Raw genomic sequence first — 23,813 nt, forward strand, 5'->3', positions numbered from 1 at the left:
AGCGCGCCAGCGCTTCGGGGGTGGGCCTACTCCCAGCCACCGCTAGCCACGAAGACCGCTGCCCCCCGACCGGGGACGCAGCGGATCCGGCTCCGCCGGTCCGCCAGCGTCGCCCCCTTGAGGGGGAAGCGCGCAGCGCTTCGGGGGTGGGCCTACTTATACATTGCGGGATCGCCGGAGTCCGTGGGATTGGCGAGCACCTTCTTCAGCGCGGGGCTCATGGGCAGGTTCAGGTTGACGTTCTTGGGCGGGATCGGCGACATGAACCACTTGTTGTACAGCTTCTCGACCGTGCCGTTCTTGATCATCGCCACGACGGCATCGTCGACCACCTTCTTGAACGCCGGATCGTCCTTGGGTTCGATCATGGCATAGGGTTCGACCGAGTACGCCTGATCGCTGATCATCCATTCCTTGGGATTGCGCGAGGTGGCGACCAGGCCGGCCAGCAGCACGTCGTCCATGAAGAAGGCCGTCGCGCGGCCGTTTTCCACGGTCAGGAAGGCTTCGGCGTGGTCCTTGGCCGGGATGATGTTCATGCCCAGCTTGGGCACGGGCTTGTTGTCCAGGTACGAAGCCTGTCCGCCGTTGGCCTCGGTCACCCACTTGATGTTGCTGGTGCCGGCCGTCGAGATCACGGTCTTGCCCTTCAGGTCTTCCAGCCTCTTGACGTTGGAAGACTTCTTGGCGACGAAGCGGTTCGCGGTCACGAACGTCGTCGGTGCGAAGCTCACCTGCTTCTGGCGCTCCAGGTTGTTGGTTGTGGAGCCGCACTCCAGATCCACGGTGCCGTTGGCGACCAGCGGAATACGGGTGGAGGAAGTGACCGGTACGAGCTTGACGTTCAGCTTGTCCTTGCCGACAGCCTTGGCCACGGCGTCCACGATGCCGTAGCAGATGTCCATGGAATAGCCGATGGGCTTCTGGTTGTCATCCAGATAGGAAAACGGCAGCGAGGCATCGCGGTACCCCAGCGCGATCGTGCCCGACGATTTGATGTTGTCCAGACGACCCGCGTGCGCGCTCACGGAGGCAAGCGTCGTGGCAGCGGCGATAGCGGCGAAAAGCAGCGTTTTTTTCATGAAGTGAATTCCCATGGTCAGAGGACAACCCGGGCGGCATGGGTAATACCGTCCGAGACTAGCGCGCTATTGTTTCAGATTTGGCGGCAGATACAATCGGTATTACCCCTTTGAATCCACGGAAAACGGCCGCGCCCGAGCGAAGGTTTCAACGCCTCGGCGCGCCACGCTGGAAATCGCGCGCCCGATGCGGCCATGACTCAGCGGTCCACCGCCACGCCCTGCAGCCAGGTTTGGAATATCCGCAGCGCGTCGGCCCGCCCACCCCGGTCGGGGTAGCAGAAATAGTAGGCGTGCGGCACGGTAAGCACCGACTGTGTCGGCATCACCACCCTGCCTTCCTCCAGCGGCTCCTGCGCAAGGAAACGCGGAACGAGCCCAACGCCCAGGCCGGCCTGGGCGGCCGCCAACACCATGGAAAAGAGTTCGTAGCGCGGGCCGCCGGCCGCCCGGGGACCGAAAAGGTGGTTGTTTTCCGCGTACCAAAGCCGCCAGGCATCGGGGCGGGAGTTCAGATGCAGGTGCGGCATCCCGGCCAGCGGACCGCCGGGTTCTTCGCGGCTCCTTTCCGCCATGGCGGGCGCGCACACCGGCACCAGTTCCCGCTCGCGAAACAGCATGACGCCGCGGGTGCCCGGCCACAGATGATCGCCGTGATACAGCGCCCCGTCGAAAGGCTGGTCCTTGAACTGGAACGGCAGCGTGCGGATGGACAGACTGACGGTGATATCCGGATGCTGCCGGTTGAAGTCGGCCAGGCGGGGAATCAGCCACGTCGTCGCCAGGGTGGGGACCACGGCAATGTGCAGGCTGCGCCCCATGCCGGTACGGCTGACCAGGCCGAAGGTGTCCTTTTCGATCTGGTCCAGATGCTGCCGGATGCGGCCGGCGTATTCCGCCCCGTGATCGGTCAACGCGATGCGCCGCCGCACCCGCGTGAACAACTGCACGCCCAGACGGGCTTCCAGACTGGCCACCTGCCGGTACACCGCGCTGTGCGTAAGCGACAGCTCTTCGGCAGCGCGGGAAAACGTGCCCAGGCGCGCGGTGGCCTCGAAGGCCTGCAGCGCGCTCAGGTTGGGAATGCCTTTTCTCATGAGGCCCGCCGTAGCCGGGAATGTGCGTTTATGTCCGTGATGTTGTGCGTTTTTAGCACGATCCGCGGAACCGGCCCCTTCCCCCCAGGGCATCCTGGGCGGCAGGGTGCGCGCGCCGCCTTCTGCCGCAATGCAGCAAATCCGCATCGTGCGGACATCGCACTACGTTGTGCGTTTTTATCAATTGCCTTGTGCGCGTTTGGAACACTATCCTCACGGGTACCTTTGTCCGTACCGTGAAATAAAAGCCTCATGCCGACTTCGCACCCAGCCCGTCCTGGCGGGCACATTCTCGTCGACCAACTGGTCGCCCACGGCGTCAAACACGTGTTCTGCGTGCCGGGCGAAAGCTATCTGGCCGTCCTGGACGGCCTGCACGACGCCAACATCGACGTTACCGTCTGCCGCCAGGAAGGCGGCGCCGCCATGATGGCCGATGCGCACGGCAAACTGACGGGGGAGCCGGGCATCTGCATGGTGACCCGCGGCCCCGGCGCCTCCAACGCGATGGCGGGCGTCCATATCGCGATGCAGGACTCCACCCCGATGATCCTGTTCGTCGGCCAGATCGAACGCGGCATGCGCGAGCGCGAGGCTTTCCAGGAAATGGATTACCGCGCCGTCTTCGGAACGCAGGCCAAATGGGTTACCGAAATCGACCAGGTCGAGCGCATTCCCGAATTGGTGTCGCGCGCCTTCCACGTCGCCACGTCGGGCCGGCCCGGGCCCGTGGTCATCGCCCTGCCGGAGGACATGCTGGTGGAGACGGCGGCGGTCGCCGACGCGCCGCATTACGAGACGATAGAAACCGCACCGGCGGCGGGCCAGCTGGATGAACTGCAAAAACTGTTGTCGCAGGCGAAAGCCCCCATTGCCATTCTGGGCGGGTCGCGCTGGGACGCCGATGCGGTCGGCCGCTTCGCCGCTTTCGCCGAGCGGTTCCAGTTGCCGGTTGCGGTGTCCTTCCGGCGCCAGATGCTTTTTCCGGCGGAGCACCCCTGCTATGCGGGGGACGTGGGCATCGGCCTGAACCCCGCGCTGCTCAAGCGCGTACAGGAAGCCGATCTTGTGCTGCTCGTGGGCGGCCGCATGTCCGAGATCCCGAGCCAGGCGTATACCTTGTTCGATATCCCGGTACCGAAGCAGAAGCTGGTGCACGTGCATCCGGACAGCAGCGAACTGAACCGCGTCTACCGGGCCGCCCTGGCCATCAACGCATCTCCGATCGCCTTCTCGCAAGCCCTGGATGGACTGACGCCCGCCGCCAAGCCCGCATGGGCCGCCGGCACCGAATCCATGCACGGGTCATATCTGGCCTGGAGCGACCCCACGGCCGTGCGTACGCAAGGCGCGCTGCAGATGGGCGCCGTCATGCAGACGCTGCGCGAGACGTTACCGCCCGACGCCATCATGACCAACGGCGCCGGCAACTACGCGACATGGCTGCACCGCTTCCATCGCTTCCAGCGTTACGGCACGCAGCTGGCGCCGACCTCCGGCTCCATGGGCTATGGGCTGCCGGCCGCCGTCGGCGCCAAGCGGGTTTATCCGGACCGCACCGTTGTCTGCCTGGCAGGCGACGGCTGTTTCCTGATGCACGGCCAGGAATTCGCGACGGCGGTGCAGTACGACCTGCCGATTCTCGTGATCGTCATCGACAACGGCATGTACGGCACCATCCGCATGCACCAGGAACGGCACTATCCCGGCCGCATCTCCGCAACGGCATTGCGCAATCCCGATTTCGCCGCCTATGCGAAGGCCTTTGGCGGCCATGGCGAACGGGTGGAAACGACGGAAGCCTTCGCGCCTGCGCTGGAACGCGCGCTGGCCAGCGGCAAGCCGGCCATCCTGCACTGCCTGATCGATCCGGAAGTGATATCGCCCACCACCACGCTGGAAAAGATCCGCGAGACGGCGCTGAAAGCGCGCGCCTGACGCCGGGCCGCGCCGGCGGCGGACCGCGCGCGATGCGCCGCCGCAGCCGGCGTGCGCCACCCCTTGCCGGCCGGGATTGCGAAAGCTGTGCGGCGCGATCCCGCTCACGAACAATCACTCAACGAATACGGAGACCGCTCATGTCGTCCCATCCTTCTTTCAACTGGCAGGATCCCCTGCTGCTCGATACGCAATTGACCGAAGACGAGCGCATGGTGCGCGATGCGGCCGCCGCATACGCGCAGGACAAGCTTGCGCCGCGCGTGCTGGAAGCGTTCCGCCATGAGAAAACCGACCCGGCCATCTTCCGCGAAATGGGAGAACTGGGCCTCCTGGGCCCCACCATTCCGACCGAATACGGCGGCGCGGGCTTGAACTATGTCTGCTACGGTTTGATCGCGCGCGAAGTCGAACGCGTGGACTCGGGCTACCGGTCGATGATGAGCGTGCAATCGTCGTTGGTAATGGTGCCGATCAACGAATTCGGCAGCGAAGCGCAAAAGCAGAAATACCTGCCCAAGCTCGCAAGCGGCGAATGGATCGGCTGCTTCGGCCTGACGGAACCCAACCACGGCTCCGATCCCGGCAGCATGGAAACCCGCGCGGTGAAGACCAGCGATGGTTACCGGCTGACGGGCAACAAGATGTGGATTACGAACTCGCCCATTGCCGATGTATTCGTCGTTTGGGCGAAATGTGTCGGCGGCGAGCACGACGGCAAGATCCGTGGCTTCATCCTGGAAAAAGGCATGAAGGGATTGTCCGCGCCCGCCATCCACGGCAAGGTCGGCCTGCGCGCATCGATCACGGGCGAGATCGTCATGGACGAAGTGGACGTCGCCGAGTCGCAGATGATGCCCGGTGTCTCCGGCTTGAAAGGACCGTTCACGTGCCTGAACTCGGCCCGTTACGGCATTGCCTGGGGCGCGCTGGGGGCGGCGGAATTCTGCTGGCACACCGCCCGCCAGTACACCCTGGACCGCAAGCAGTTCGGCCGCCCCCTGGCGGCCAATCAGCTGATTCAAAAGAAGCTGGCCGACATGCAGACGGAAATTACGCTGGGCCTGCAGGGCTGCCTGCGCCTGGGCCGCATGAAGGACGAAGGCACCGCCGCGGTGGAAATTACGTCCATCATGAAGCGCAACTCCTGCGGCAAGGCGCTGGATATCGCTCGCATGGCGCGCGACATGCTGGGCGGCAACGGCATTTCCGACGAGTTCGGCGTGGCGCGCCACCTGGTGAATCTGGAAGTGGTCAACACCTACGAAGGCACGCACGACGTGCATGCCTTGATACTGGGACGGGCGCAGACCGGTATTCAGGCGTTCTGCTGATATGTGTTCCAGGGCGTGGCAACGCTCGGACTAGCGAGATGGACGCTCCGGCATGTGCGCCATGGGCGCCATGCCGACCGAGCGGTTCAAGAACTGCCAATAGCGCGCTCCGCGGCCATCATCGACCGCCAGCGTGCCGCCCACGTTCAAAAGCGGCGGCAAGGCGCAAGCGGCGCCGGCGGACAAGCGCACGGACAGCGCCATGCGCGGCGCGATCGTCTGCCATCGCGCGGGCAGATACCCTTCGGCAAGCGGGATACCCTCGGCCTGCACGCCGGTGCATGGTCCGATGTAGGTTTGCGTCCTCAATAAGGCCACCTGCACAGGCGCCGCGGCGTCGTTCTGGATGCGCACCATGACGCCGCGGCCGCCCTCGCCGTCCTTGACCTGGCCCAGGATCGTCATGCGCACAGGTCCTTCCAGCGCCGCGTCGCGCGGCCAGAAACGGTTGGCGCGCGCATCTCCAGCCAAGACCTGTTGCGATGTATCGGCCAGCCACGCGGCCCGGCCCCGCCATTGCGCCAGTTCGGGCGATTCGCATCCGCCGGCGTTGCGAACAACCCGGACGGCCTGTTCCGGGGTCATGAACACCGAAGGGCTTTGTTCATCCAATTGGGAGCGAAAGGCGTTGACGGACACTTTCAGGCGCGCACGGGCGATGCGCTCCAGATCCTTCGTGCGCGCCGTGTCGTCGCGTCCGCCGGGACAGATGGCGGTTACTTTCGCGAGCATGTCCAGGGCGATGACTGCCTGGCGCAAGGCGTATTGGCGCCCCTGCGCGACCGCGGTCGCCCTCGCCGAAGCGCCCGCGGACCCGGACGTATCCCGGATGGGAAAGGTGGCGTCCGCCAGATCGGGAGCGTCCGGCGCCTGCGGCTCGGCGGCGCCGCAGGCGGCCGCCCAGGCCAGGAAACCCGCCACGGCAAGCCCGGCCAGCGCGCTTGCACCGTGACGATGCCGGCGCAGGGTCAGCACGACGATGTCCGGCATGGATGCGACATCATCCCACGGACGGCGCCGGCGTCCCGTTTCCGCCCAAATCGAACAGGCTGGTGGCGTCCAGTTCCAGCACCGCCTCGTCGTGCTGATTCAATACGGTCCAGCTCCAGTTGATGATGCCCAGGTCATCCCGGCTGGAGGACACCCGGACGCCATTCACGCGGGCTTCCAGCCGCAGCCGGTCGCCGGGACGCACGGGCACACGCCATCGCACCTCGCCCAATCCCGGAGAACCGAAAGATTCGGAATCGTGCAGCGCGGCATCCACCACCATGCGCATCGCCATGGCGCAGGTGTGCCAGCCGCTTGCGATGAGCCCACCCCAACGGCCCTGTGCGGCTCGCTGGACGTCGGTGTGGAACCACTGCGGATCGTAGCGGCGGGCGAATTCCAGGATTTCGGCTTCGGTCACGTCGATAGGACCGGCGTGGATGACCATGCCCTGCTTGAAATCGGCGAACTTCATCGAAACGGTTTCCCCTCGGCGGCCGGAGCCATGGATAGAGCCAGGCCGGACCAACGGCCTGGCTTCAGAACGAACTTACCGGATGGGCCACGGATACATGACGCCGCCCTGATTCCACAGGGCATTCGCGCCGCGCGCCAATCCGAGCTTACTGCCCTTGCCGACATTGCGCTCGAAGATTTCGCCGTAGTTGCCCACCGCCTTGATGGCGTTGTAGGCCCATTTTTCATCCACGCCCATGTTCTTGCCGGCGCCCGGCGTGACGCCGAGGATGCGCGCCACATTGGGATTGCTGCTTCCGAGCATCTGGTCGACGTTGTCGCGGGTGATGCCGTATTCCTCGGCCTCCATCAGCGCGAACAGCGTCCAGCGCACGATACCTAGCCAGTTCTCGTCGCCCTGGCGCACCATCGGCCCCAGCGGCTCCTTGGACAGGCGCTCGGGCAGAATCTCATAATCGTTCGGATTGGCGACCTGGGAAGCCCGCACCGCCGCCAGCTGGGACGCATCGTCCGTGAAGGCGTCGCAGCGCCCCGACTCGAAAGCGCGCACCACCTCGGTGACCTTGTCGATCACCACCGGCGTGAACTTGATGTTGTTCGCCCGGAACCAGTCGGAAAGATTCAATTCGGTGGTGGTGCCTGGCTGCACGCAGATCGTGGCCCCATCCAGCTCCTTGGCGCTCTTGACGTTCAGCGCCTTGCGCACCAGGATCCCCTGACCGTCGTAGAAGCTTGCGGCCACGGCCGACAAACCCAGCGACGTATCGCGCGTCTCCGTCAGCGTAACGGTGCGCAGCAGGACATCCACCTCTCCGGATTGCAGAGCCGTGAAGCGCTGCTGGGTGGAAAGCGCCGTACCCTTGAATTTGCTCGCGTCGCCCAGCGCGGCGGCGGCGATGGCGCGGCAGATGTCGACGTCCATGCCTTCCCACTCGCCCTTGCTGTTGGTCGCGCTGAAACCCGTCACGCCGTCGCTCAGGCCGCATTGCACGAAGCCTTTCTTCTTGACGGCATCCAGGGTGGGGCCCGCCATCGCGGCCTGGCTTGCAGCCGCCAGCGCCAGGGCGCCGGCCAGCAGGGATAGCATCTTCTTCACAGGGTTCTCCTTGTGGCGGCTCCGCCAACCTTGTGGGCCGGGACGGAACCTGAGCGCCGGGTCAGGGCTTTGAGCACAGGGAGGCGAATGTATGGCGCGGGTTTGACGTGCGGGACACCGCAGCCTGCCCTGTGGACCGGTACCGCATACTGGTGGCGCAGCGTAAGGCGGGGGCAAGCGGAACAACAATTAGGTGGAACACTTAGCCGCGGCGCGCGTTCGAGACACGTGGCCGGGCCTCATGCGCCCTGCCGGCCTGTGCATGCACGGGTTTGCGAGGCGCAGGCCGATGCATGCCGCACCGGCGTTTGGCCGGCGCTTCAGCCGCGAGGTGTTTCCGGTTCGAAGGCCGCCGCCGCGCGTCCGATGCGGTCATTGACCGCTGCCCATTCCGGCGTGCGCGGCGGGGCTTCCACGAGAATGCGGCGATAACCCTTGCCGTCCAGTTCTCGCAGCAGGGCGTACAAGGCCTGCGCATAGGGTTCCGGCTCGGCCGCAACCGGTTGCCAGACCAGGCGGGCATCGACCTCCAGCGGACGGGGCGTATACGCGACCGCAACGTCGGCCCCGTGTTCGGGCAGTCCTATCCCGACCGCCGCCGCTTCCAATTGCTCGCGCGTCACGAGCAGCAGCGGCGTGCGCGGCGCGTAATGGGCGCGCAGCGTACCGGAGGCGCGCGGCGCCGCGGCATCCGGCAAGGCTGGCGGCCGGCCCAGCACGCGCGCGATATCATCGGCCGTAATATGGCCCGGACGCAGCAGCACCGGACCCACGCCTTGCGCCACGCGGGACAGATCGACAATGGTCGACTCGATGCCCACGGCCGACGCCCCGCCCTGCAGCACGGGCATGCCCTGGGCGACTTCGTCGGGAAACTCCGCGCGTACGTGTTCGGCGCGGGTGGGAGAGACATGGCCAAAGCGGTTCGCCGACGGGCCGGCCACGCCGCCCTGCCCGTTCGGGCGCAACGCGGCGAAAGCACGCAACAGACGTTGCGCGACAGGGTGCGACGGACAGCGCAGGCCGACGCTGTCCTGGCCGCCGCTTACCGCGGGATCGATATGGGCGGCGCGCTTGAGAATGATCGTGAGGGGTCCCGGCCAGAATGCATCGATCAGCGCGCGCGCCGGCGCCGGGATGTCGGCGGCCCAATAAGCCAGATCGGCGTCCGGGGCGACGTGCACGATCACCGGATGGTTGGAAGGCCGTCCCTTGGCGGCGTAGATGCGGCTCACCGCCAGCGGATTTTCCGCGTCGGCGCCGAGGCCGTAGACCGTTTCCGTGGGAAAAGCCACGAGTTGGCCCTGCGCCAGCACGCGGGCGGCGTGCGCGATCTGGGCATCGGTGGCTTCGGCTTCGATCTCGGGCGCCATGACGTATTCCTGGAAAAGACGGTGTGCGGGGCCGCGGCACGCGACACGCGCGCCGCGGCGGTGTCAACAGGGCGCGGGCAGCCCCAGCGCCTGCGCGACCCGGGCGGCATCGCGGCGCGCCTGGGAGAGCGTAGGCGCAACGATGGTCACATGCCCCATCTTGCGGCCGCGACGGGCCTCGCGCTTGCCGTACAGATGCAGCTTGGCGTTGGGCACCGCGAGCACCGCGGTCCAGTCCGGCTCGCGCCGGGTGTCGCCTTCCGGCGCATACCAGACATCGCCCAGGATGTTCAGCATGATGGCGGGCGCAAGCAGATCGGCGCTTCCCAGCGGCAGTCCCGCCATGACGCGCGCCTGTTGCTCGAACTGGCTGGTGACGCAGGCGTCGATCGTATAGTGGCCGCTGTTGTGCGGCCGCGGCGCGATTTCATTGACCAGAAGCGCACCGTCGCGCAGCACGAAAAATTCCACGCACAGTACGCCGTGATAGTCCAGGCCGGTGGCGATGCGCAGGGCGGCGTCGGCGGCCCGGCGCTCCAGATCGGCTTCGGGTCCGGACAGCGCGGCGCGATCGACCGTCGAAACGGCCAGGATACCGTCGCGGTGGACGTTGCGGGCCACCGGGAACATCACCGTCCCGCCATCGAAACCGCGGGCGATCACGACGGAAATCTCGTGGTCCAAAGGCAGCAGGGCTTCCAGCACGCAGGCCACGCCGCCAAAGGCGGCAAACGCGGCCAGCGCTTCGTCGCGCGATTGCACGCGCGCCTGGCCCTTCCCGTCATAGCCCAGGCGCGCCACCTTCAGAATCCCCGGGAAGAGGCTGTCGGGCGCCTTCCGCAGATCGTCCTCACCGCGCACAGGGACGTGGGGCGCGACCGGAATACTCTGCGCCGCCACGAACGCCTTTTCGGCGATGCGGTCCTGCACCACCGCGACGGCATCGGCGGCCGGGCTGACGCGACAGTTCGCCGCCAGCGCGCGCAGGCTGTTTGCGGGCACGTTTTCGAATTCGGTGGTCACGGCCCGGCAGGCGCGCGCCAGTTCGCGCAGCCCCGCTTCGTCGTCATAGGCGGACTGGATATGGCGATCCGCCACCATCGCGGCGGGACCGTCGGCGGCGGGATCCAGCACGGCCACCTTGTATCCCAGGCTTTGGGCGGCATGGCAAAACATGCGCCCGAGCTGCCCGCCCCCCACCAGGCCCAGCCAATCGCCGGGCGCGATGGCCAGGCCGGCCCCGGCAGCGTTTTTCGATTCCGTCGCGCTCATGCCTGGCCTCCCGGCGGGGGCACTTCCATGGCCCGCGCCGCGTCGGTCTGGCGGGCGCGGAAATCCTTCAGTTTCGCGTGCAGCCGGTCATCGGTGGCGGCGAGATTCGCGATGACGTGCAGCGCGGCGTTGGCCGCGCCGGCTTCGCCGATGGCGAAGGTGGCGACCGGGACACCCTTGGGCATCTGCACGATGGAAAGCAGCGAGTCTTCACCGCGCAGGTATTTCGAGGGCACCGGCACGCCGAAGACCGGAACCTCCGTCAACGCCGCCATCATGCCAGGCAGGTGCGCCGCGCCGCCGGCGCCGGCTATGATCGCCCGCAGCCCGCGCGCGCGCGCCGCCGCCCCATATTCGGCCATGTCCAGCGGCATCCGGTGCGCGGAGATGACGCGCGCTTCGTAAGGGACGCCGAAATCGTCCAGCATGGCGACCGCATGCTTCATGACTTCCCAGTCGCTGGAAGAGCCCATGATCACGCCGACCAAAGGCGTCGGCGCGGGCGAGGAATTGGAATTGGCTGTCATATCCGGGCTGAAGGTGGATCCGGCCGCGTCCGAGGAAATGCAATCGGGCCGGGAAAACCCACGATTTTACCCGGCATGGCGCGCAGCGCCTTATCCGCGCACGGGAACCGGCTGACCGGCCAACATGCCGGGCCGGTCAGCCGTCTCAGCCGCCGGGCGTCACCACCAGGACAGCAGGTCGTACCCGGTCGGATCGTCGGGACACGGTCCCAGGCCGCATTGGAGCGTCGTGCTGGCGGCGTTGGCCAGCACGACCAGGAAGAACACCCACATGATGACGCCCGCCAGGATGCCGGCCCGGCGCGGCTGCGCATTGTCGCCGGCCTTGCGATCGAGCGCGAGCATGACGGCGCAATAAGCGATCAGCGCAAGAAAGCCAGCCAGCGCCCAGGTATAGAAGTGCAGGCCCAGCAAAACCGAGCCGTAGCCCGGATCCCCCGGCGCCTGATGCAGCAGGATTTGCCGCGCCGAAACCGCAGCGCCGCCCAGCGAGGCGGCGATCACCATGGCATAGTGCGCCGGCGATGCGCCGAAACGCAGGTTCAGCAACAGCCCGGCGCCGGCCAGCACGAAGGCTGCCCGCTGCAGCAGGCACAGCGGGCAAGGCAGTTCATCGAAAAGAAATTGCCAGACGAAAGCCGCGATGAGCGCGGCCGTCACGGCCAGCAGGGCCACGGCATTGAGGAAGGCCGACGCCGGATGCGCGGCGCGCGAGGCGAATTGCATGACCGCCTCCCTCAGAGCGCCAGCGGCATCGCGTCGGTCATGTGATAACGGGCCCACGCCGCCAGCACGATAAGACTCAACACCCACAGCGCAAAGCATGCGCCGCGCTTGCCCCGTATCCCGAACCACACCGCCAGCATGCCGAGTACGAACGGCAGCATCATGATCATTTCCGTGCCCTTCCCTTTCCACGCCTGGCGCCCCAGGCGGAAATGCCCCGCGGGGCGGCCCATGTCACGCGGAGAACATTTCGATATGTTTCCGCGCGCGTTCGGGCGGCACTATAAATGATCCGGGCCGGAAAGACGACTTCACCGGGCGGCCGCGGGGCCGCCGTTCCGTCAGGCCGTCAGCCGGTCCAGCGCCTCGCGGTATTTTTCGGCGGTCTTCGAGATGACGTCGGCGGGCAGCCGCGGCGCCGGCGGCGTTTTGTCCCAGGGCTGGGTTTCCAGCCAATCGCGCACGAACTGCTTGTCGAAGGACGGCGGGCTGATGCCCACGCGATAGCTGTCGGCCGGCCAGAAGCGCGACGAATCGGGCGTCAGCACTTCGTCCATCAGGTACAGATTGCCGTCATTGTCCAGGCCGAACTCGAACTTGGTGTCGGCGATGATGATGCCCTTGGTCGCGGCGAACGCCGACGCTTCCGCATACAGCCGCAACGTGACGTCGCGAATGCGTTCGGCCATGTCCTGGCCGACCTCGCGCACGACGTGGGCGAAATCGACGTTTTCATCGTGGGTGCCGAACTCCGCTTTGGCGGCGGGCGTGAAAATGGGCTCGGGAAGCCGGGCCGCCTGCTGCAGACCGGGGGGCAGCGCGATGCCGCAGACCGCGCCGGTCGCCTGATAGTCCTTCCACCCGGACCCGATCAGGTAGCCGCGCGCGACCGCCTCGACCAGGATGGGCTTGAGCCGCTTGACGACCACGGCGCGTCCCTTTACCTGATCCACTTCGTCGGGCGCGACCACGTCTTCGGCCGCCACGCCGGTGGAATGGTTGGGAATGATGTGGGCTAGCCGGGACAGCCAGAACTCGGTCAGCGCCGTGAGCACCTGGCCCTTGCCCGGGATGGGATCGTCCAAGATGACGTCGAAGGCGGAAATGCGGTCCGAGGCGACGATGAGCAGCTTGTCGTCGCCGACGGCGTACATGTCGCGCACCTTGCCGCGCCCCAGCAGGGGCAGGGAGCGGATACTGGATTGATGCAGGGCAGATGTCACGGTAGACCTATCGCGCAAATAAACATTCCCGCGGGACATGACGTCCGGCGGGAATGTCCGGGGAAGAAAAGAGCCGGAAGATCCGCGCAGTTTACTGCACGACCTGCGCCAGCTGGCCGGCGGCGTAGCGCTGGGCCATTTCCTGCAGCGGAATCGCCTTGATCTTGCTGGCGTTGCCGGCCGTGCCGAACTCGGTGTAGCGCTTCACACAGATGGCCTTGGCGGCCGCGCGCGCCGGCTTGAGGTATTCGCGCGGGTCGAACTTGGACGGGTTTTCCGCGAAGAAGCGGCGAATGGCGCCGGTCATCGCCAGGCGGATGTCCGTATCGATGTTGACCTTGCGCACGCCGTACTTGATGGCTTCCTGGATTTCCTCGACGGGCACGCCGTAGGTTTCCTTCATGTCGCCGCCGAATTCGCGGATTTCCGCCAGCAACTCCTGCGGCACGCTGGAGCTGCCGTGCATCACCAGGTGGGTATTGGGCAGGCGGCGGTGGATTTCCTTGATGCGCTCGATCGACAGGATGTCGCCGGTGGGCTTGCGCGTGAACTTGTAGGCGCCGTGGCTGGTGCCGATGGCGATCGCCAGCGCGTCCAGCTGCGTCTTGCGGACGAAGTCGGCCGCCTGCTCCGGATCGGTCAGCAGCTGCTCGCGCGTCATGGTGCCTTCGGCGCCGTGACCGTCTTCCTTGTCGCCCTTCATGGTTTCCAGCGAGCCCAGGCAGCCCAGTTCGCCTTCCACGGTCACGCCGACCTGGTGCGCCATTTCCACGACCTTGCGCGTGACCTCGACGTTGTAGTCATAGTCGGCGATGGTCTTGCCGTCTTCCTTCAGCGAGCCGTCCATCATGACGCTGGAAAAACCCAGGTCGATGGCGCCCTGGCAGACCTTGGGCGATTGACCGTGATCCTGGTGCATCACGACGGGAATGTGGGGGTACGACTCCACCGCGGCCTGGATCAGGTACTTGAGGAAACCTTCGCCGGCATACTTCCGGGCGCCGGCCGACGCCTGCATGATCACCGGGCTGTTGGTTTCGTCGGCCGCCTCCATGATGGCCTGGACCTGCTCCAGGTTGTTGACGTTGAACGCCGGAATGCCGTAGCCGTTTTCGGCGGCATGATCGAGCAGTTGGCGCATGGAAACTAGGGCCATGATGGTCCTCCTGAAGGGGATGATTGAGTGATGTGCATGCCTGCGGAACGGGGCGATTTTAACGGGGTGCGAAGGAAAGGTCTTGCGGCGGACGGCCTAGGCCGCCGTAGCGATTGTTTCGGGGTATGACGCGTCACCCGCAGCCGGCAGGCGGCCCTGCGATGTGGTGGTACGCTGGAGCCCCGCCGCCGACGGCGGCGTTCGAGTTTGATTGAGGACAGCATGAAACGACGCGCACTATCCGCCCTCGCTCTCGCCATGTTGTGCGGGGCCGCCGCCACGGCGGCCGCCCAAGGCACGCAGGAGTTGCAGTTTCCGGGACACGACGGCAGCCTTTCGCCGCCGTCCACGCTGCGCATGACGGTGACGCCCGAGCCGGCGGCCGTGCAGCCGCCGCCGGTGCGCGACACGCCCGAAAGCGTGCGCATCTATCGCCAGTGCCGCGAAGACGCGGACCGCGAGGCGGTCAACTCGCAAAAGATGCGCGAAGCGGTCCAGCGCTGCCTGGACGAATTGAACCAGCGCAGGGCGCAAGGCCAGTAGACCGCTGCGGGTATACCGGCGGGGCGGCGCGCGGGCGACACAGGCCCCGCGCGCCGCCTTTTATACTTACGCCATGTCGCAGAATCACACGTCCGCCCCGCCCACCCTGTTCCTCTACACCGAGGAAAAGCGCGGCAACCAATGGGTCGAGTCCGTCATCGTGGGACAGATCACCGATTTCTCGGGCTCGGAGAAATTCATCGTCGTCCAGGATCCGCACACGGCCATCAACTTCGTCTACCGCATCGACGCCGCGACCAGCAACCTGGATGCCGTTTCCATCACGCCATTGACGGAAGCGGACTTCCGCACGCGCGCCACCACCACGATCAACGGGGCGACGTTCAAGCTCAAGCCGCCGGAAGAGGCCGTCAAGCTGTTGCGCGGCAAGCGGCAATGGATCCAGGACAAAGGCGCCATTCTTTCCGTGCTGCTGCAAGGCGCCGCCACCCGCAAGGTCGGCTTCGTCCAGCCCCGCATCCAGCGGGAACGCGTGACCGAAGTCATGCCCGGCGTGCCTGTGGAGTATTTGCGCGAACGCCGCGCCGAGCCGGACGGGGAGGCCACCGACGACAGCGGCGCCACGGCCGCAGCCGCCGGCCCGGCTTCCTGACCGCCGCTCAGTCGTTGACCGTGCACCCGACGGCTTCGCCGCCCTCGAACGCGACATCGTAGGTGTGGGCATCGTCCCAGGGGACGGTGAACCACAGTTCGAAATCCTCGCAGTCCTCGTCGAACAGCCAGAGGGCCCGCAGAACGGCCACTTCCGCCATGGCCGGGGCCGTTTCGGCGCGCGGCAGGCGGGCGGGGTCGATGCCGTGTTTCTCGCACGATTCGCGCGAATAGTGCTCCAGGAGGAAGTCGGCCGCGTCGAGCACCCGGTCGGGCATCGATGCGAGCAGCCGTTGCAGCCCCTTCTGGCAATCGCGCGAAGGGGATTCGCCATCGGTCTGGACCATGACGTGTATGGGCGGACGGTCCGCCGCGAAGCTGACGTTTTCGGCCGCCCAGAGTTCGGGCTCCTCGGGATCCTGCGTGAAATGGAAAGTCGCCATCGATCACCTCTGTGTCGGAACCATGCCAACCCCATGGTAGCGCGGCGGCGGAGAGTGATTCGCATTGACAAAAACTAACGAAACTAATCTAAACTTGCACGTCCTCCACCGGCTCCCGTATTCCGCGCTTCCATGATAGGTCGACACGCACGGCGGTTCTGGTTGCCTGCGCTGATCGTTCTGACCCATGCGACCGCCGCGGGTGCCGCGCCGCCCCCTCCGGCGAAAGCGGATGGCCGCGCGACGGCCGTCAGCCAGGTCGTCACGGGAATCCTCAGTTATTCGCGCTGGCCGGCGCCACCGCAGCCCGTCCGTTTGTGCGTCGTAGGCGACCCCGCCTACGCCGGCGAACTGCTGAAAGGCCGCGCGGGCACGCCGGCGCTCGCGGTGCAGGCCCGCCGCGCGGCGGACGACGGCACGCTGGCTGCCGAATGCGATGCGGTCTACCTGGGCGGCGTCAGCGAGGACGCCCGCCGGCATGTGCTGCAAGGCATCGTCGGCCGGCCCGTGGTGAGCATCGTGGAAGACGACCCCGAATGCGCCGTCGCCGCCATGTTCTGTCTCGACGTACAGCCCGACCGCGTGCACTTCCAGATCAATCTCGACTCCGTGGCGCGCAGCGGCGTTCGCATCCATCCCAACGTGCTGCAGCTTTCCCGTCGCAGGCCGTCTCAATGAAAATGAACATGCGCCCCGACTCCACCCGCCCAACGCTGCGTCAGGCACTGCGGCGGCTCCATCTGGCCGTCACGCTGGCCGCCGTGGGCCTGGTCGGCGTCGTCCTGACCGTGACGGGGCTGATCGCCCTGCGCGCCTACGCCGACCATCACCAGAAGCTGGTCGCCCGCTCCATCATGTACACGGTCGAAGCCGCCACGGTGTTCCGCGACCGCCAGGCCGCGCGCGAGGTGCTTGCGACGATCGGCGGCAAGGAAGATGTCACGTCGGCCGTGGTGTACGACGCGGACAATGCGGTCCTGGCCGAATGGCATCACCCGCCCTCCGAAAGCTTCGCATGGGTACGCCGCCAGCTGGAGCGGCTGCTCAATCCGCCGCCCGTCTACCGCGCCATCGAGCATCAGGGACAGACCGTGGGGTATCTGCTGCTGGTCGGCCGATCGGCGAGCCTGGTGGCGTTCCTGATCAAGGGCGCGGGCGGCGTGCTGGCTTGCATCGTGGTGGCGGCAGGGATCGCCGTCTGGCTTTCGCGGCGGCTTTCGCGGCAGATCGAGCGGCCGCTGCGCGATCTGGCCCGCGTGGCGCATGCGGTCCGCAACGACCGCGCCTTTTCCCAGCGCGTGCCGCCCGCGCGGATCGCCGACCTGCACGCCCTGGGCGAGGACTTCAATGCGCTGCTGGACGAGCTGGAATCGTGGCAGACCCAGTGGCAGCGGGAAAATGCGTCGCTGGCGCACAAGGCCGCCCACGACAGCCTGACCGGCCTGCCCAACCGGGCGCACTTCGAGGAACAGCTGGACCGCGCCATCCATGATGCGGCGGTGTTGAACCGCCGCGTGGCCGTCCTGTTCCTGGACAGCGACCGCTTCAAGGAAGTCAACGACGGCCTGGGCCACGCCGCGGGCGATGCCGTGCTGGTCAACATTGCCGCCCGCGTGCGCAGCCAGCTGCGCGAAGGCGACATGGTGGCCCGCCTCGGGGGCGACGAATTCGCGATCATGCTTTCGCCGCTGCGCGAAATCTCGGACGCGCAGCGGATCGCCGACGACATCCTGCTTGGCATGCGCGCGCCCATCCGGCTGCCCAATGGCGAAGACATCGTCTGCTCCCTGAGCATCGGCATCGCCGTGTTTCCGGATCACGCGGACAACGCCAACGATCTCTTCGATGCCGCCGACAGCGCCATGTACGCCGCCAAGCGGCGCGGCGGCGGCACGCAATCCACGGCGCAGCGGACCTATCGGGGCGCGCGCCGTGCCTAGAACGTCTACACACAGGAGATGACTTTCGTGCTTGCATTCCAGGCTCCCTCCCTTTCCCGCCCCGCCGCTCGCATGAGCCCGTTGAGCTGGACCGTTTGGCTGCTATGCGCAGCGCTGTTGCTGGCGGGTTGCCAGACGGTGCACAAGGGCCTGACGCCGGCGCAGATCGCCGTGCTGAAAGAGGAAGGCTTCAAGGAGACGGACGAAGGATGGGAGCTTGGCCTGTCCGACAAGGTGCTGTTCGACTTCGACGCCTCCACCGTGAAGCCCGAGGGCCGGGCGAACGTCGAACGGCTGACCCGCAATCTGCTGCGTGTCGGGATCGACCGCATGCGGCTGGACGGCCACACCGACAACGTCGGCCAGGCGCAGTACAACGACCAGCTCTCCCTGCGGCGCGCCCGTGCCGTGGCGGACGTGGTCACGGCCGCGGGCATGCCGGCGGCCAACGTTCAGGTGCGCGGCCTGGGGGCCGCGCGGCCCGTGGCGGACAACGGCACCGCGGAAGGCCGCGCGGAGAACCGCCGTGTCGCCATCGTGATCACGGCGGAATAAGCGCGTCAGTTGCGCATCCGGCGCAGCAGATTCAGCGGGTTGAAACGGCCCCGCGGCGGGGACTCGGATCGTGCGACGGGCTGCGCCGTCGCGGCGGCGGCCGGCGCGCCCGGCGCGGCCTGCACGGCGCGCGTGCGGCGAAGGGACGTCCCGCGGCGGGGCGCAGGAGGAGGCGGCGCCGGGTGGTCCGGTACCGCCAGATCGGCTGCCGGCCGGTCGGGGCGACGCGCCTCCAACACGTCGGTCAACGCCGGATGGCGCGCAGGCTCAGCTTCGGGCGGGGCTGGCAAAGGCACTAGTTGGCGCTTCTGATCGCCGCTGAGATGCCGGGCGATATTCGCATCGGCGAGCATGGCGTAATACGCGCTCAGTGCCGCGAAACGCAAGTCCTCCATTGCCGCCGCGAGCACCGTTTTGCCCTGATTGTTTTTTGCCGACAGCAGGTCCGGCAAGCGGTCCTTCACATGCGGCAGGATCACACTGTCCGCCAACAAGGCGTGATAGGCCTCGATGGCTTTGGCATGCCCGTGCAACGCCGCCAGGAAAAGCCCCGGTTCCCCGGTCGACCGCTTGGCGAGAAGGATGTCAGGCAATGCATCGACGATGTGCTGGGAAATCGACGCATCGGTGAGTAGTTCGCGATAGGCCTCGATCGCCTGCGTGCGGCCCCCTGCCATCGCCATCGCCAGGGCGGAAGACCCTTTGTTGGTCCTTCCCGCCACCAGTCCCGGCAATGCCGCCCTCAAGTGCGGCAGGACGGCCGGGTGTGTAAGCAAGGCCCGATACGACCGGACAGCGGCGGCGCGCCCGTTTTGCATCGCCAGCAGCAGCGCCGACGCCCCTGACGTAACGCTTCTCGATGCGACGAGGGTGACCAGCTCGCCTGCGATCGACGGTATGACGGAAGGATGGCTCAGGATGCCGCTGTACGCGTCGACTGCGTCGGCATGCCCTGCCGCCATCGCCTGCGCCAATGCCGGCAAGCCACTGTATTCGCTGCGAAGCACCAGCGGCAGCATCGGTTCGATATGATCGAAAACCATCGGGTCGGTCAGTAATTCGCCATATGCCTTCACGGCGTCCGCACAGCCCTCCTCCATGGCCAAGTGCAATAGTGGCTGGCCCGTTTCCTTGAGGCCCACCAGGGAAGCCATGTGCGCGCCAATGTGGGGCGCGATGCTGGCATCGGCCAATATGCGATGGAAGGCCCGTATCGCATCGCCGCGATTCTCGGACATCGCTACCCTGAGTGCTGTGCCCCCGCCGACGCGGGCAGTGAGCAACGCGTCCAGATTGCTTTTGACGCGACCCAAGGAAACCGCCGCCTTCAACAACCGCCCCCAGGCATCGATGCAGGCGATCTGGTCCTTACCGATGGCCATGTACAGTATCGGGTGCCCGTTCTCGTCGTACCCGCTCTCGTCGAACACACTCGCGCCGTGCAGCACCTGGTACACAACGTCCTGCTGCTCGGGGTCGAGCGCGCCGGTCTCCCCGCGCTCTTCAATCAAGCGGACGACCGCATCGAGGGCGGCCACGTTATCGTCCATGAACCACTGGCGAATGCGCGTGTGCAACGCGCCCTCCGGCTTTTCATTAAGGAAGGCCCATGGGTCCGGGCACAAATGCTTGATGAGCTCCAGCGGGGCATCGGCCCGCGCCATGATGCGATCCGCCAGCGCAGCCCGGACTTTTGGGGGACACTGGTGCTGGAAGAACGCCACATCGCTCTGCAGATAGCGTTGCAACTGGGTCGCGTCCATCCGGTCCGCCAACGCCAGCATGGATTCCTTATCGGCGAGCCAGCGGGGCGGAATCCGTGTCAGGTCATCCGCGCTTGCGCCTTTGATGGCCGGGGCCAGTGCGGCAGCCGGTGGAATGAAGGGCCGGCCAATCCCGCTCTGGACCTTGGACCACGCGAACAGCTCGGTAAGCCGCACCGGCTCCGGATCTCCGTTCCAACCGGGCTCGATCGCATCCTCGATCGTTTGCGGCAGCGACCATGCCAGGCTGTCGCCATAGGTGCATAAAACGTAGTGGCACCCATCTGCTGTCCAGCCTCCCCGGCTGACCGGCCGAGTCTCGAGCAGACCCTCGGCGTCCATGGCGGCGAGGATGTGCCACGCCAATACCGAAGGTTCGCTGCGGATTTCGTAGGCGTCGTATTTTTTGCCCGCATCTCCGTCATCGGGAAATTTGAGGAAGGCGGCTATCTTCAGCGGGGTTTGGCCGAGACCGATGTCGGCGCTCACCCGCTTGGCGATTTGTTCAAAATGCCCGTTCGCTTCGGAAGTCAAGGCTCCGGACAGGGACAGCCCACCTTCCGCGGCCAGTGACTGGAATGCACCCAGACAGTCTTCCGCCAACTTTGTCGCGATGAGGTCCGGCGCCAAGGCCTTCAGCGCTGCGAGTGCGGACGCGTCGAGCAGCTCCGGTTCCGGAGCTGCTTGCGCCAGCGGGTCGGGGTTGCGCGGCAATCCCAAGCCCAGGGCAAGATGATTCATCACCTGCTCCACCCGATGAATCTGCATGGCCTCGCTGTCAAGCCCTCTCCCATACTCTCGCTCCACCTCGTTCAGCACGGCGGCCCTGGCGACGCTCTCCTTGGCGCGCCATATGGCGGCCCGAAAGCCGCCGATGGACAACGACAGATCACGGTCGGCATCGACCAGGTTGGCGACCGCTCCCGCAGCGCACTTCGTCACGCCCTCGGACAGGTTGCGCACGGCGGCCTTGCGCGCATCCAGCGGATAGCGTTCGTCCGCGACCATCCGGCAGAAGCTGTCCAAGGACTGCTTGCCCGGGCCATCGACGTACTGGGCCTGCGTGCTGAAGAAGTGCCGCTGACCGAAGCGGTTGGCGAAGAACGTGTCGAACCGCTCCTTGATCGCGTCCGTGTCGGACATCCCCTCGCGGCGGCAGAAGGCGACCAGCGCATCGAAACGATTGCGCACCTCGTCGCGGTATCGCGCGAAGTCCGGACTGGACTCGAATTCGGCATGGGAACCGTAGCTCGCGGCGGTATAGCGGATGCCCGGTTGCGACGCGCCGGGCTCGCCGGGCGGCGCATGGTCCGGCTCCAACGGTTCGGGCTCGTGGCGCTCGAAAAAAGTCGCCGTGAAGTTGGGGGGCTGCGGCGTACGCAGGGTGGCGGCCAAGTTGGCGTATTGGACCAAGACAATGCTCCGTGGCAAGAAAAACGCCGCGATAAGTACCAGGGCATTGCACGGGTTCCGGGATTGCGGCGCGTCGCCGCACAATTCGGAGCGATCCGAGAGAAGGCGAGCCCACCCCCGAAGCGCTGACGCGCTTCCCCCTCAAGGGGGCGACGCCCGTGGACCGGAGGGGGAGGTCCACCCCCGAAGCGCTGACGCGCTTCCCCCTCGAGGGGGCGACGCCGGTGGACCGGCGGAGCCGGATCCACGGCGTCCCGGATCGGGGGGCACCTGTTTTTTGCGGTGGAGGTTGGGCTTGCGGCGAAGCGCTGACGCGCCCGCGCTTCGGGGGCGCTGTTGGTTGGGGTTATGCGGCGATGGCGGTTGGCGTGTCGATGGTTTGGGGCGCGACGGTGTTTGCTGATGGGTACTGCGCGGAGAATACGTGGCGGCCGGCGCTCCAGGTTTGGGTGACGAGGACCTGGGCTCCCACGTTGGCCACGGCGACCAGGTCTGCGCGCAGGCCGGCTTCAATCCGGCCGCGGTCGTGCAGGCCTGCCGCCTTGGCGGGGTTGGCCGTTACCAGCGCGACGGCCTGCGGCAGCGGAAGGGAGGCCTGCCTGGCCGCGACAAATGCCGCCGCGATCAGCGTGGACGGCTGGTAGTCGGAGCACAGGCAGCTGGCCACGCCGGCGCGAATCGCATCGATCGCCCGCATGGACCCGCTCTGGCTCTGTCCGCGCAGCACGTTGGGCGCGCCCAGTATGGTCGGCAGACCGCAGGACACCGCGGCCTTCGCGGTGTCGAGCGTAATGGGGAATTCGCTCATGGCCACACCCAGCGCCCGCATGGCGGCGATGCGATGCACGGAGTCGTCATCGTGGCTCGCCGTCGGAATGCCATGGCGGCGGGCGCGCTCCAGCAACTGCTCCACGCGGCCAACGGCGCCATCGCGCGCGTCGGCCTTGGCGCGGGCCGCCTCTTCGGCCTGCTCGCGGCTCATGCCGTGGTTGCCCATCATGTATTCCAGATACGCGTCCAGCGTCTTGAACTGACCCTGGCCGGGCGAGTGATCCATGACCGACAGCAGGTTCACCATGCCTTCGTCCATCAGGCCGGCCAGCACCGGCACGGCGTGCGGATCGGTGACCTCGTAGCGGCAGTGGACGCGGTTGTCCACCAGCCCGTGCGGACGGAAAGCGTGCAAGGCACGGATCACGGCGGCGGCCGTTTCGTTGTTGCGCACGCCCCATTCGCGATTGGCGAAGGAGACGGCATGATAAGGCGTGGTAATGCCGGCCGCGGCGTTGCGGCGGTCGACCTGCGCCACGGCGAACTCCAGCGGAAACAGCACCCGTGCCCGCGGCTCCGCTTCTTTTTCTATGGCGTCGCAATGCAGGTCGACCAATCCGGGCAGCAGGGTCTGGCCGCGCAGATCCACCACATGGTCGGCGCACGCGTTTTCGGGCTCGATGGCGGCGATGCGATCGTCCTCGATCAGCAGGGAAGCATTCTCCAGGACATCGTTGGCGAGCACGACACGGGCGCGGGTCAGCAAGGTGGTCGGCATGATTACTCCTGCACGGCGGCAACAGCGGGTTCGAGGGGGAGAATACGGGTGGCGACGGCGTCGCGGACGGCTTCGTCATGGAAGATGCCGACGACGCAGCGGCCGCCGGCCACGGCGTCGCGAATCAGATCCACCACCACCTGGCGGTTGCCGGCGTCCAGCGACGCCGTCGGTTCATCCAGCAGCAGGATCGGATGACCGCCGATCAGGCCGCGCGCAATGTTCACGCGCTGCTGTTCGCCGCCTGAGAACGTGGCGGGCGGCAGATCCCACAGGCGGCGCGGCAGGCGCAGGCGCTCCAGCAGTTCGGCCGCGCGTGCCCGGGCCGTCGCGGCGGCCACGCCTTGCTGGCGCAGCGGCTCGGCCACCACGTCCAGGGCCGCGACACGCGGCACGGCGCGCAGAAACTGGCTGACGTAGCCGATCACGTTGCGCCGCAGCCGCAGAATGCGCTGTTCCGGCGCGCCGGTCAGCGTCACCCATTCGTCGCCATCGCGCACGCGGATGCTGCCCGCCGTGGCCAGGTAGTTCCCGTACAGGCACCGCAGCAAGGTGCTCTTGCCGGTGCCGGACGGCCCGGCCAGCACCAGGCACTCGCCCCGCGCGGCGTCGAACGACACGTCGCGCAGCACGGGCAGCGTAATGCCGCCCTGGTTGTGCAGCGTAAAAAACTTGGAAAGCCCGCGGGCTTCGATCATGGTGGA

At 66.7% G+C, this 23,813-nt stretch carries 24 protein-coding genes; 8 read left to right on the forward strand and 16 right to left on the reverse strand.

Annotated elements, in window-relative coordinates; translation table 11 throughout:
- Positions 1-152: 152 nt before the first annotated feature.
- Positions 153-1,082, reverse strand: coding sequence for an amino acid ABC transporter substrate-binding protein (locus CAL13_RS16975; RefSeq protein ID WP_086073018.1), 930 nt, complete (start codon positions 1,080-1,082; stop codon positions 153-155).
- Positions 1,083-1,282: 200 nt separating this feature from the next.
- Entirely contained in the window at positions 1,283-2,179 is an 897-nt protein-coding gene (locus CAL13_RS16980) for a LysR substrate-binding domain-containing protein (protein ID WP_086073019.1), read from the reverse strand.
- A 252-nt stretch (positions 2,180-2,431) separates the two neighbouring features.
- On the opposite strand from CAL13_RS16980, the gene CAL13_RS16985 reads away from it, so the two are divergent.
- Both CAL13_RS16985 and CAL13_RS16990 read left to right on the forward strand, forming a co-directional pair.
- A complete protein-coding gene (locus tag CAL13_RS16985; RefSeq protein WP_086073020.1) occupies positions 2,432-4,117 on the forward strand; it encodes a thiamine pyrophosphate-binding protein in 1,686 nt (561 codons plus the stop codon).
- A gap of 140 nt (positions 4,118-4,257) precedes the next feature.
- On the forward strand, positions 4,258-5,451 hold the full coding sequence (locus tag CAL13_RS16990; protein ID WP_086058433.1) for an acyl-CoA dehydrogenase: 1,194 nt from the start codon (positions 4,258-4,260) through the stop codon (positions 5,449-5,451).
- 30 nt (positions 5,452-5,481) lie between these two features.
- On the opposite strand, the gene CAL13_RS16995 is transcribed toward CAL13_RS16990, so the two are convergent.
- The 6 genes from CAL13_RS16995 to purE all read right to left on the reverse strand — a co-directional run bounded on the left by CAL13_RS16995 (position 5,482) and on the right by purE (position 11,186).
- Positions 5,482-6,441, reverse strand: coding sequence for a hypothetical protein (locus CAL13_RS16995; RefSeq protein WP_086073021.1), 960 nt, complete (start codon positions 6,439-6,441; stop codon positions 5,482-5,484).
- Positions 6,442-6,451: 10 nt separating this feature from the next.
- Positions 6,452-6,916 carry a MaoC family dehydratase gene (locus CAL13_RS17000; RefSeq protein WP_086073022.1) on the reverse strand — a complete coding sequence of 155 codons (465 nt, stop codon included), beginning with the start codon at positions 6,914-6,916 and terminating at the stop codon, positions 6,452-6,454.
- Between the two features lie 75 nt (positions 6,917-6,991).
- The gene (locus CAL13_RS17005; protein WP_420042461.1) at positions 6,992-8,005 is read right to left on the reverse strand and encodes an amino acid ABC transporter substrate-binding protein; all 1,014 of its coding nucleotides are present in this window, start codon (positions 8,003-8,005) and stop codon (positions 6,992-6,994) included.
- Between the two features lie 329 nt (positions 8,006-8,334).
- Complete coding sequence (locus CAL13_RS17010) at positions 8,335-9,387, reverse strand: L-threonylcarbamoyladenylate synthase (protein WP_086073024.1); 1,053 nt, start codon at positions 9,385-9,387, stop codon at positions 8,335-8,337.
- 63 nt (positions 9,388-9,450) lie between these two features.
- Entirely contained in the window at positions 9,451-10,659 is a 1,209-nt protein-coding gene (locus tag CAL13_RS17015) for a 5-(carboxyamino)imidazole ribonucleotide synthase (protein WP_086073025.1), read from the reverse strand.
- Positions 10,656-11,186, reverse strand: coding sequence for a 5-(carboxyamino)imidazole ribonucleotide mutase (purE, locus tag CAL13_RS17020; RefSeq protein ID WP_086058439.1), 531 nt, complete (start codon positions 11,184-11,186; stop codon positions 10,656-10,658). Before purE ends, CAL13_RS17015 begins: the two co-directional genes overlap by 4 nt.
- Between purE and CAL13_RS21370 the strand changes: the two genes are divergently transcribed.
- Entirely contained in the window at positions 11,131-11,301 is a 171-nt protein-coding gene (locus CAL13_RS21370; protein WP_198297823.1) for a hypothetical protein, read from the forward strand. The two genes, purE and CAL13_RS21370, sit on opposite strands and share 56 nt — an antisense overlap.
- 44 nt (positions 11,302-11,345) lie before the next feature.
- Here CAL13_RS21370 and CAL13_RS17025 read toward each other — a convergent pair whose 3' ends face one another.
- The 4 genes from CAL13_RS17025 to fba form a co-directional block, all read right to left on the reverse strand.
- Positions 11,346-11,912 (reverse strand): disulfide bond formation protein B, encoded by a 567-nt coding sequence (locus CAL13_RS17025; RefSeq protein WP_086073026.1) that lies wholly within the window; start codon positions 11,910-11,912, stop codon positions 11,346-11,348.
- 11 nt (positions 11,913-11,923) lie between these two features.
- Complete coding sequence (locus CAL13_RS21375) at positions 11,924-12,076, reverse strand: DUF5993 family protein (RefSeq protein WP_198297824.1); 153 nt, start codon at positions 12,074-12,076, stop codon at positions 11,924-11,926.
- Positions 12,077-12,253: 177 nt separating this feature from the next.
- Complete coding sequence (locus tag CAL13_RS17035; protein WP_086073028.1) at positions 12,254-13,135, reverse strand: phosphoribosylaminoimidazolesuccinocarboxamide synthase; 882 nt, start codon at positions 13,133-13,135, stop codon at positions 12,254-12,256.
- A 91-nt stretch (positions 13,136-13,226) separates the two neighbouring features.
- A complete protein-coding gene (gene fba / locus CAL13_RS17040) occupies positions 13,227-14,291 on the reverse strand; it encodes a class II fructose-bisphosphate aldolase (RefSeq protein ID WP_086058441.1) in 1,065 nt (354 codons plus the stop codon).
- A 222-nt stretch (positions 14,292-14,513) separates the two neighbouring features.
- Between fba and CAL13_RS17045 the strand changes: the two genes are divergently transcribed.
- Together CAL13_RS17045 and CAL13_RS17050 are read left to right on the forward strand one after the other, a co-directional pair.
- Complete coding sequence (locus CAL13_RS17045; RefSeq protein ID WP_086058442.1) at positions 14,514-14,834, forward strand: hypothetical protein; 321 nt, start codon at positions 14,514-14,516, stop codon at positions 14,832-14,834.
- Between the two features lie 73 nt (positions 14,835-14,907).
- Positions 14,908-15,447 (forward strand): hypothetical protein, encoded by a 540-nt coding sequence (locus CAL13_RS17050; RefSeq protein ID WP_086073029.1) that lies wholly within the window; start codon positions 14,908-14,910, stop codon positions 15,445-15,447.
- A 7-nt stretch (positions 15,448-15,454) separates the two neighbouring features.
- Here the strand turns inward: CAL13_RS17050 and CAL13_RS17055 are convergent, their stop codons facing one another.
- Entirely contained in the window at positions 15,455-15,889 is a 435-nt protein-coding gene (locus CAL13_RS17055; protein WP_086058444.1) for a hypothetical protein, read from the reverse strand.
- Between the two features lie 132 nt (positions 15,890-16,021).
- Here CAL13_RS17055 and CAL13_RS17060 point away from each other — a divergent pair, with 132 nt between their 5' ends.
- From CAL13_RS17060 to CAL13_RS17070, 3 genes are all read left to right on the forward strand, one after another.
- Positions 16,022-16,567 carry a YfiR family protein gene (locus CAL13_RS17060; RefSeq protein WP_086058445.1) on the forward strand — a complete coding sequence of 182 codons (546 nt, stop codon included), beginning with the start codon at positions 16,022-16,024 and terminating at the stop codon, positions 16,565-16,567.
- Between the two features lie 8 nt (positions 16,568-16,575).
- On the forward strand, positions 16,576-17,829 hold the full coding sequence (locus tag CAL13_RS17065; RefSeq protein WP_232467683.1) for a diguanylate cyclase domain-containing protein: 1,254 nt from the start codon (positions 16,576-16,578) through the stop codon (positions 17,827-17,829).
- A gap of 72 nt (positions 17,830-17,901) precedes the next feature.
- Positions 17,902-18,384 carry an OmpA family protein gene (locus CAL13_RS17070; protein ID WP_086073031.1) on the forward strand — a complete coding sequence of 161 codons (483 nt, stop codon included), beginning with the start codon at positions 17,902-17,904 and terminating at the stop codon, positions 18,382-18,384.
- A 5-nt stretch (positions 18,385-18,389) separates the two neighbouring features.
- On the opposite strand, the gene CAL13_RS17075 is transcribed toward CAL13_RS17070, so the two are convergent.
- The 3 genes from CAL13_RS17075 to phnL form a co-directional block, all read right to left on the reverse strand.
- On the reverse strand, positions 18,390-21,542 hold the full coding sequence (locus tag CAL13_RS17075; RefSeq protein ID WP_157664891.1) for a hypothetical protein: 3,153 nt from the start codon (positions 21,540-21,542) through the stop codon (positions 18,390-18,392).
- A gap of 364 nt (positions 21,543-21,906) precedes the next feature.
- Positions 21,907-23,109 carry an alpha-D-ribose 1-methylphosphonate 5-triphosphate diphosphatase gene (locus CAL13_RS17080; protein WP_086058449.1) on the reverse strand — a complete coding sequence of 401 codons (1,203 nt, stop codon included), beginning with the start codon at positions 23,107-23,109 and terminating at the stop codon, positions 21,907-21,909.
- Positions 23,110-23,111: 2 nt separating this feature from the next.
- Entirely contained in the window at positions 23,112-23,807 is a 696-nt protein-coding gene (gene phnL, locus CAL13_RS17085) for a phosphonate C-P lyase system protein PhnL (protein WP_420042403.1), read from the reverse strand.
- Between the last annotated feature and the right edge of the window lie 6 nt (positions 23,808-23,813).

It is taken from the genome of Bordetella genomosp. 9 (assembly GCF_002119725.1).
GTDB lineage: Bacteria > Pseudomonadota > Gammaproteobacteria > Burkholderiales > Burkholderiaceae_B > Bordetella_C.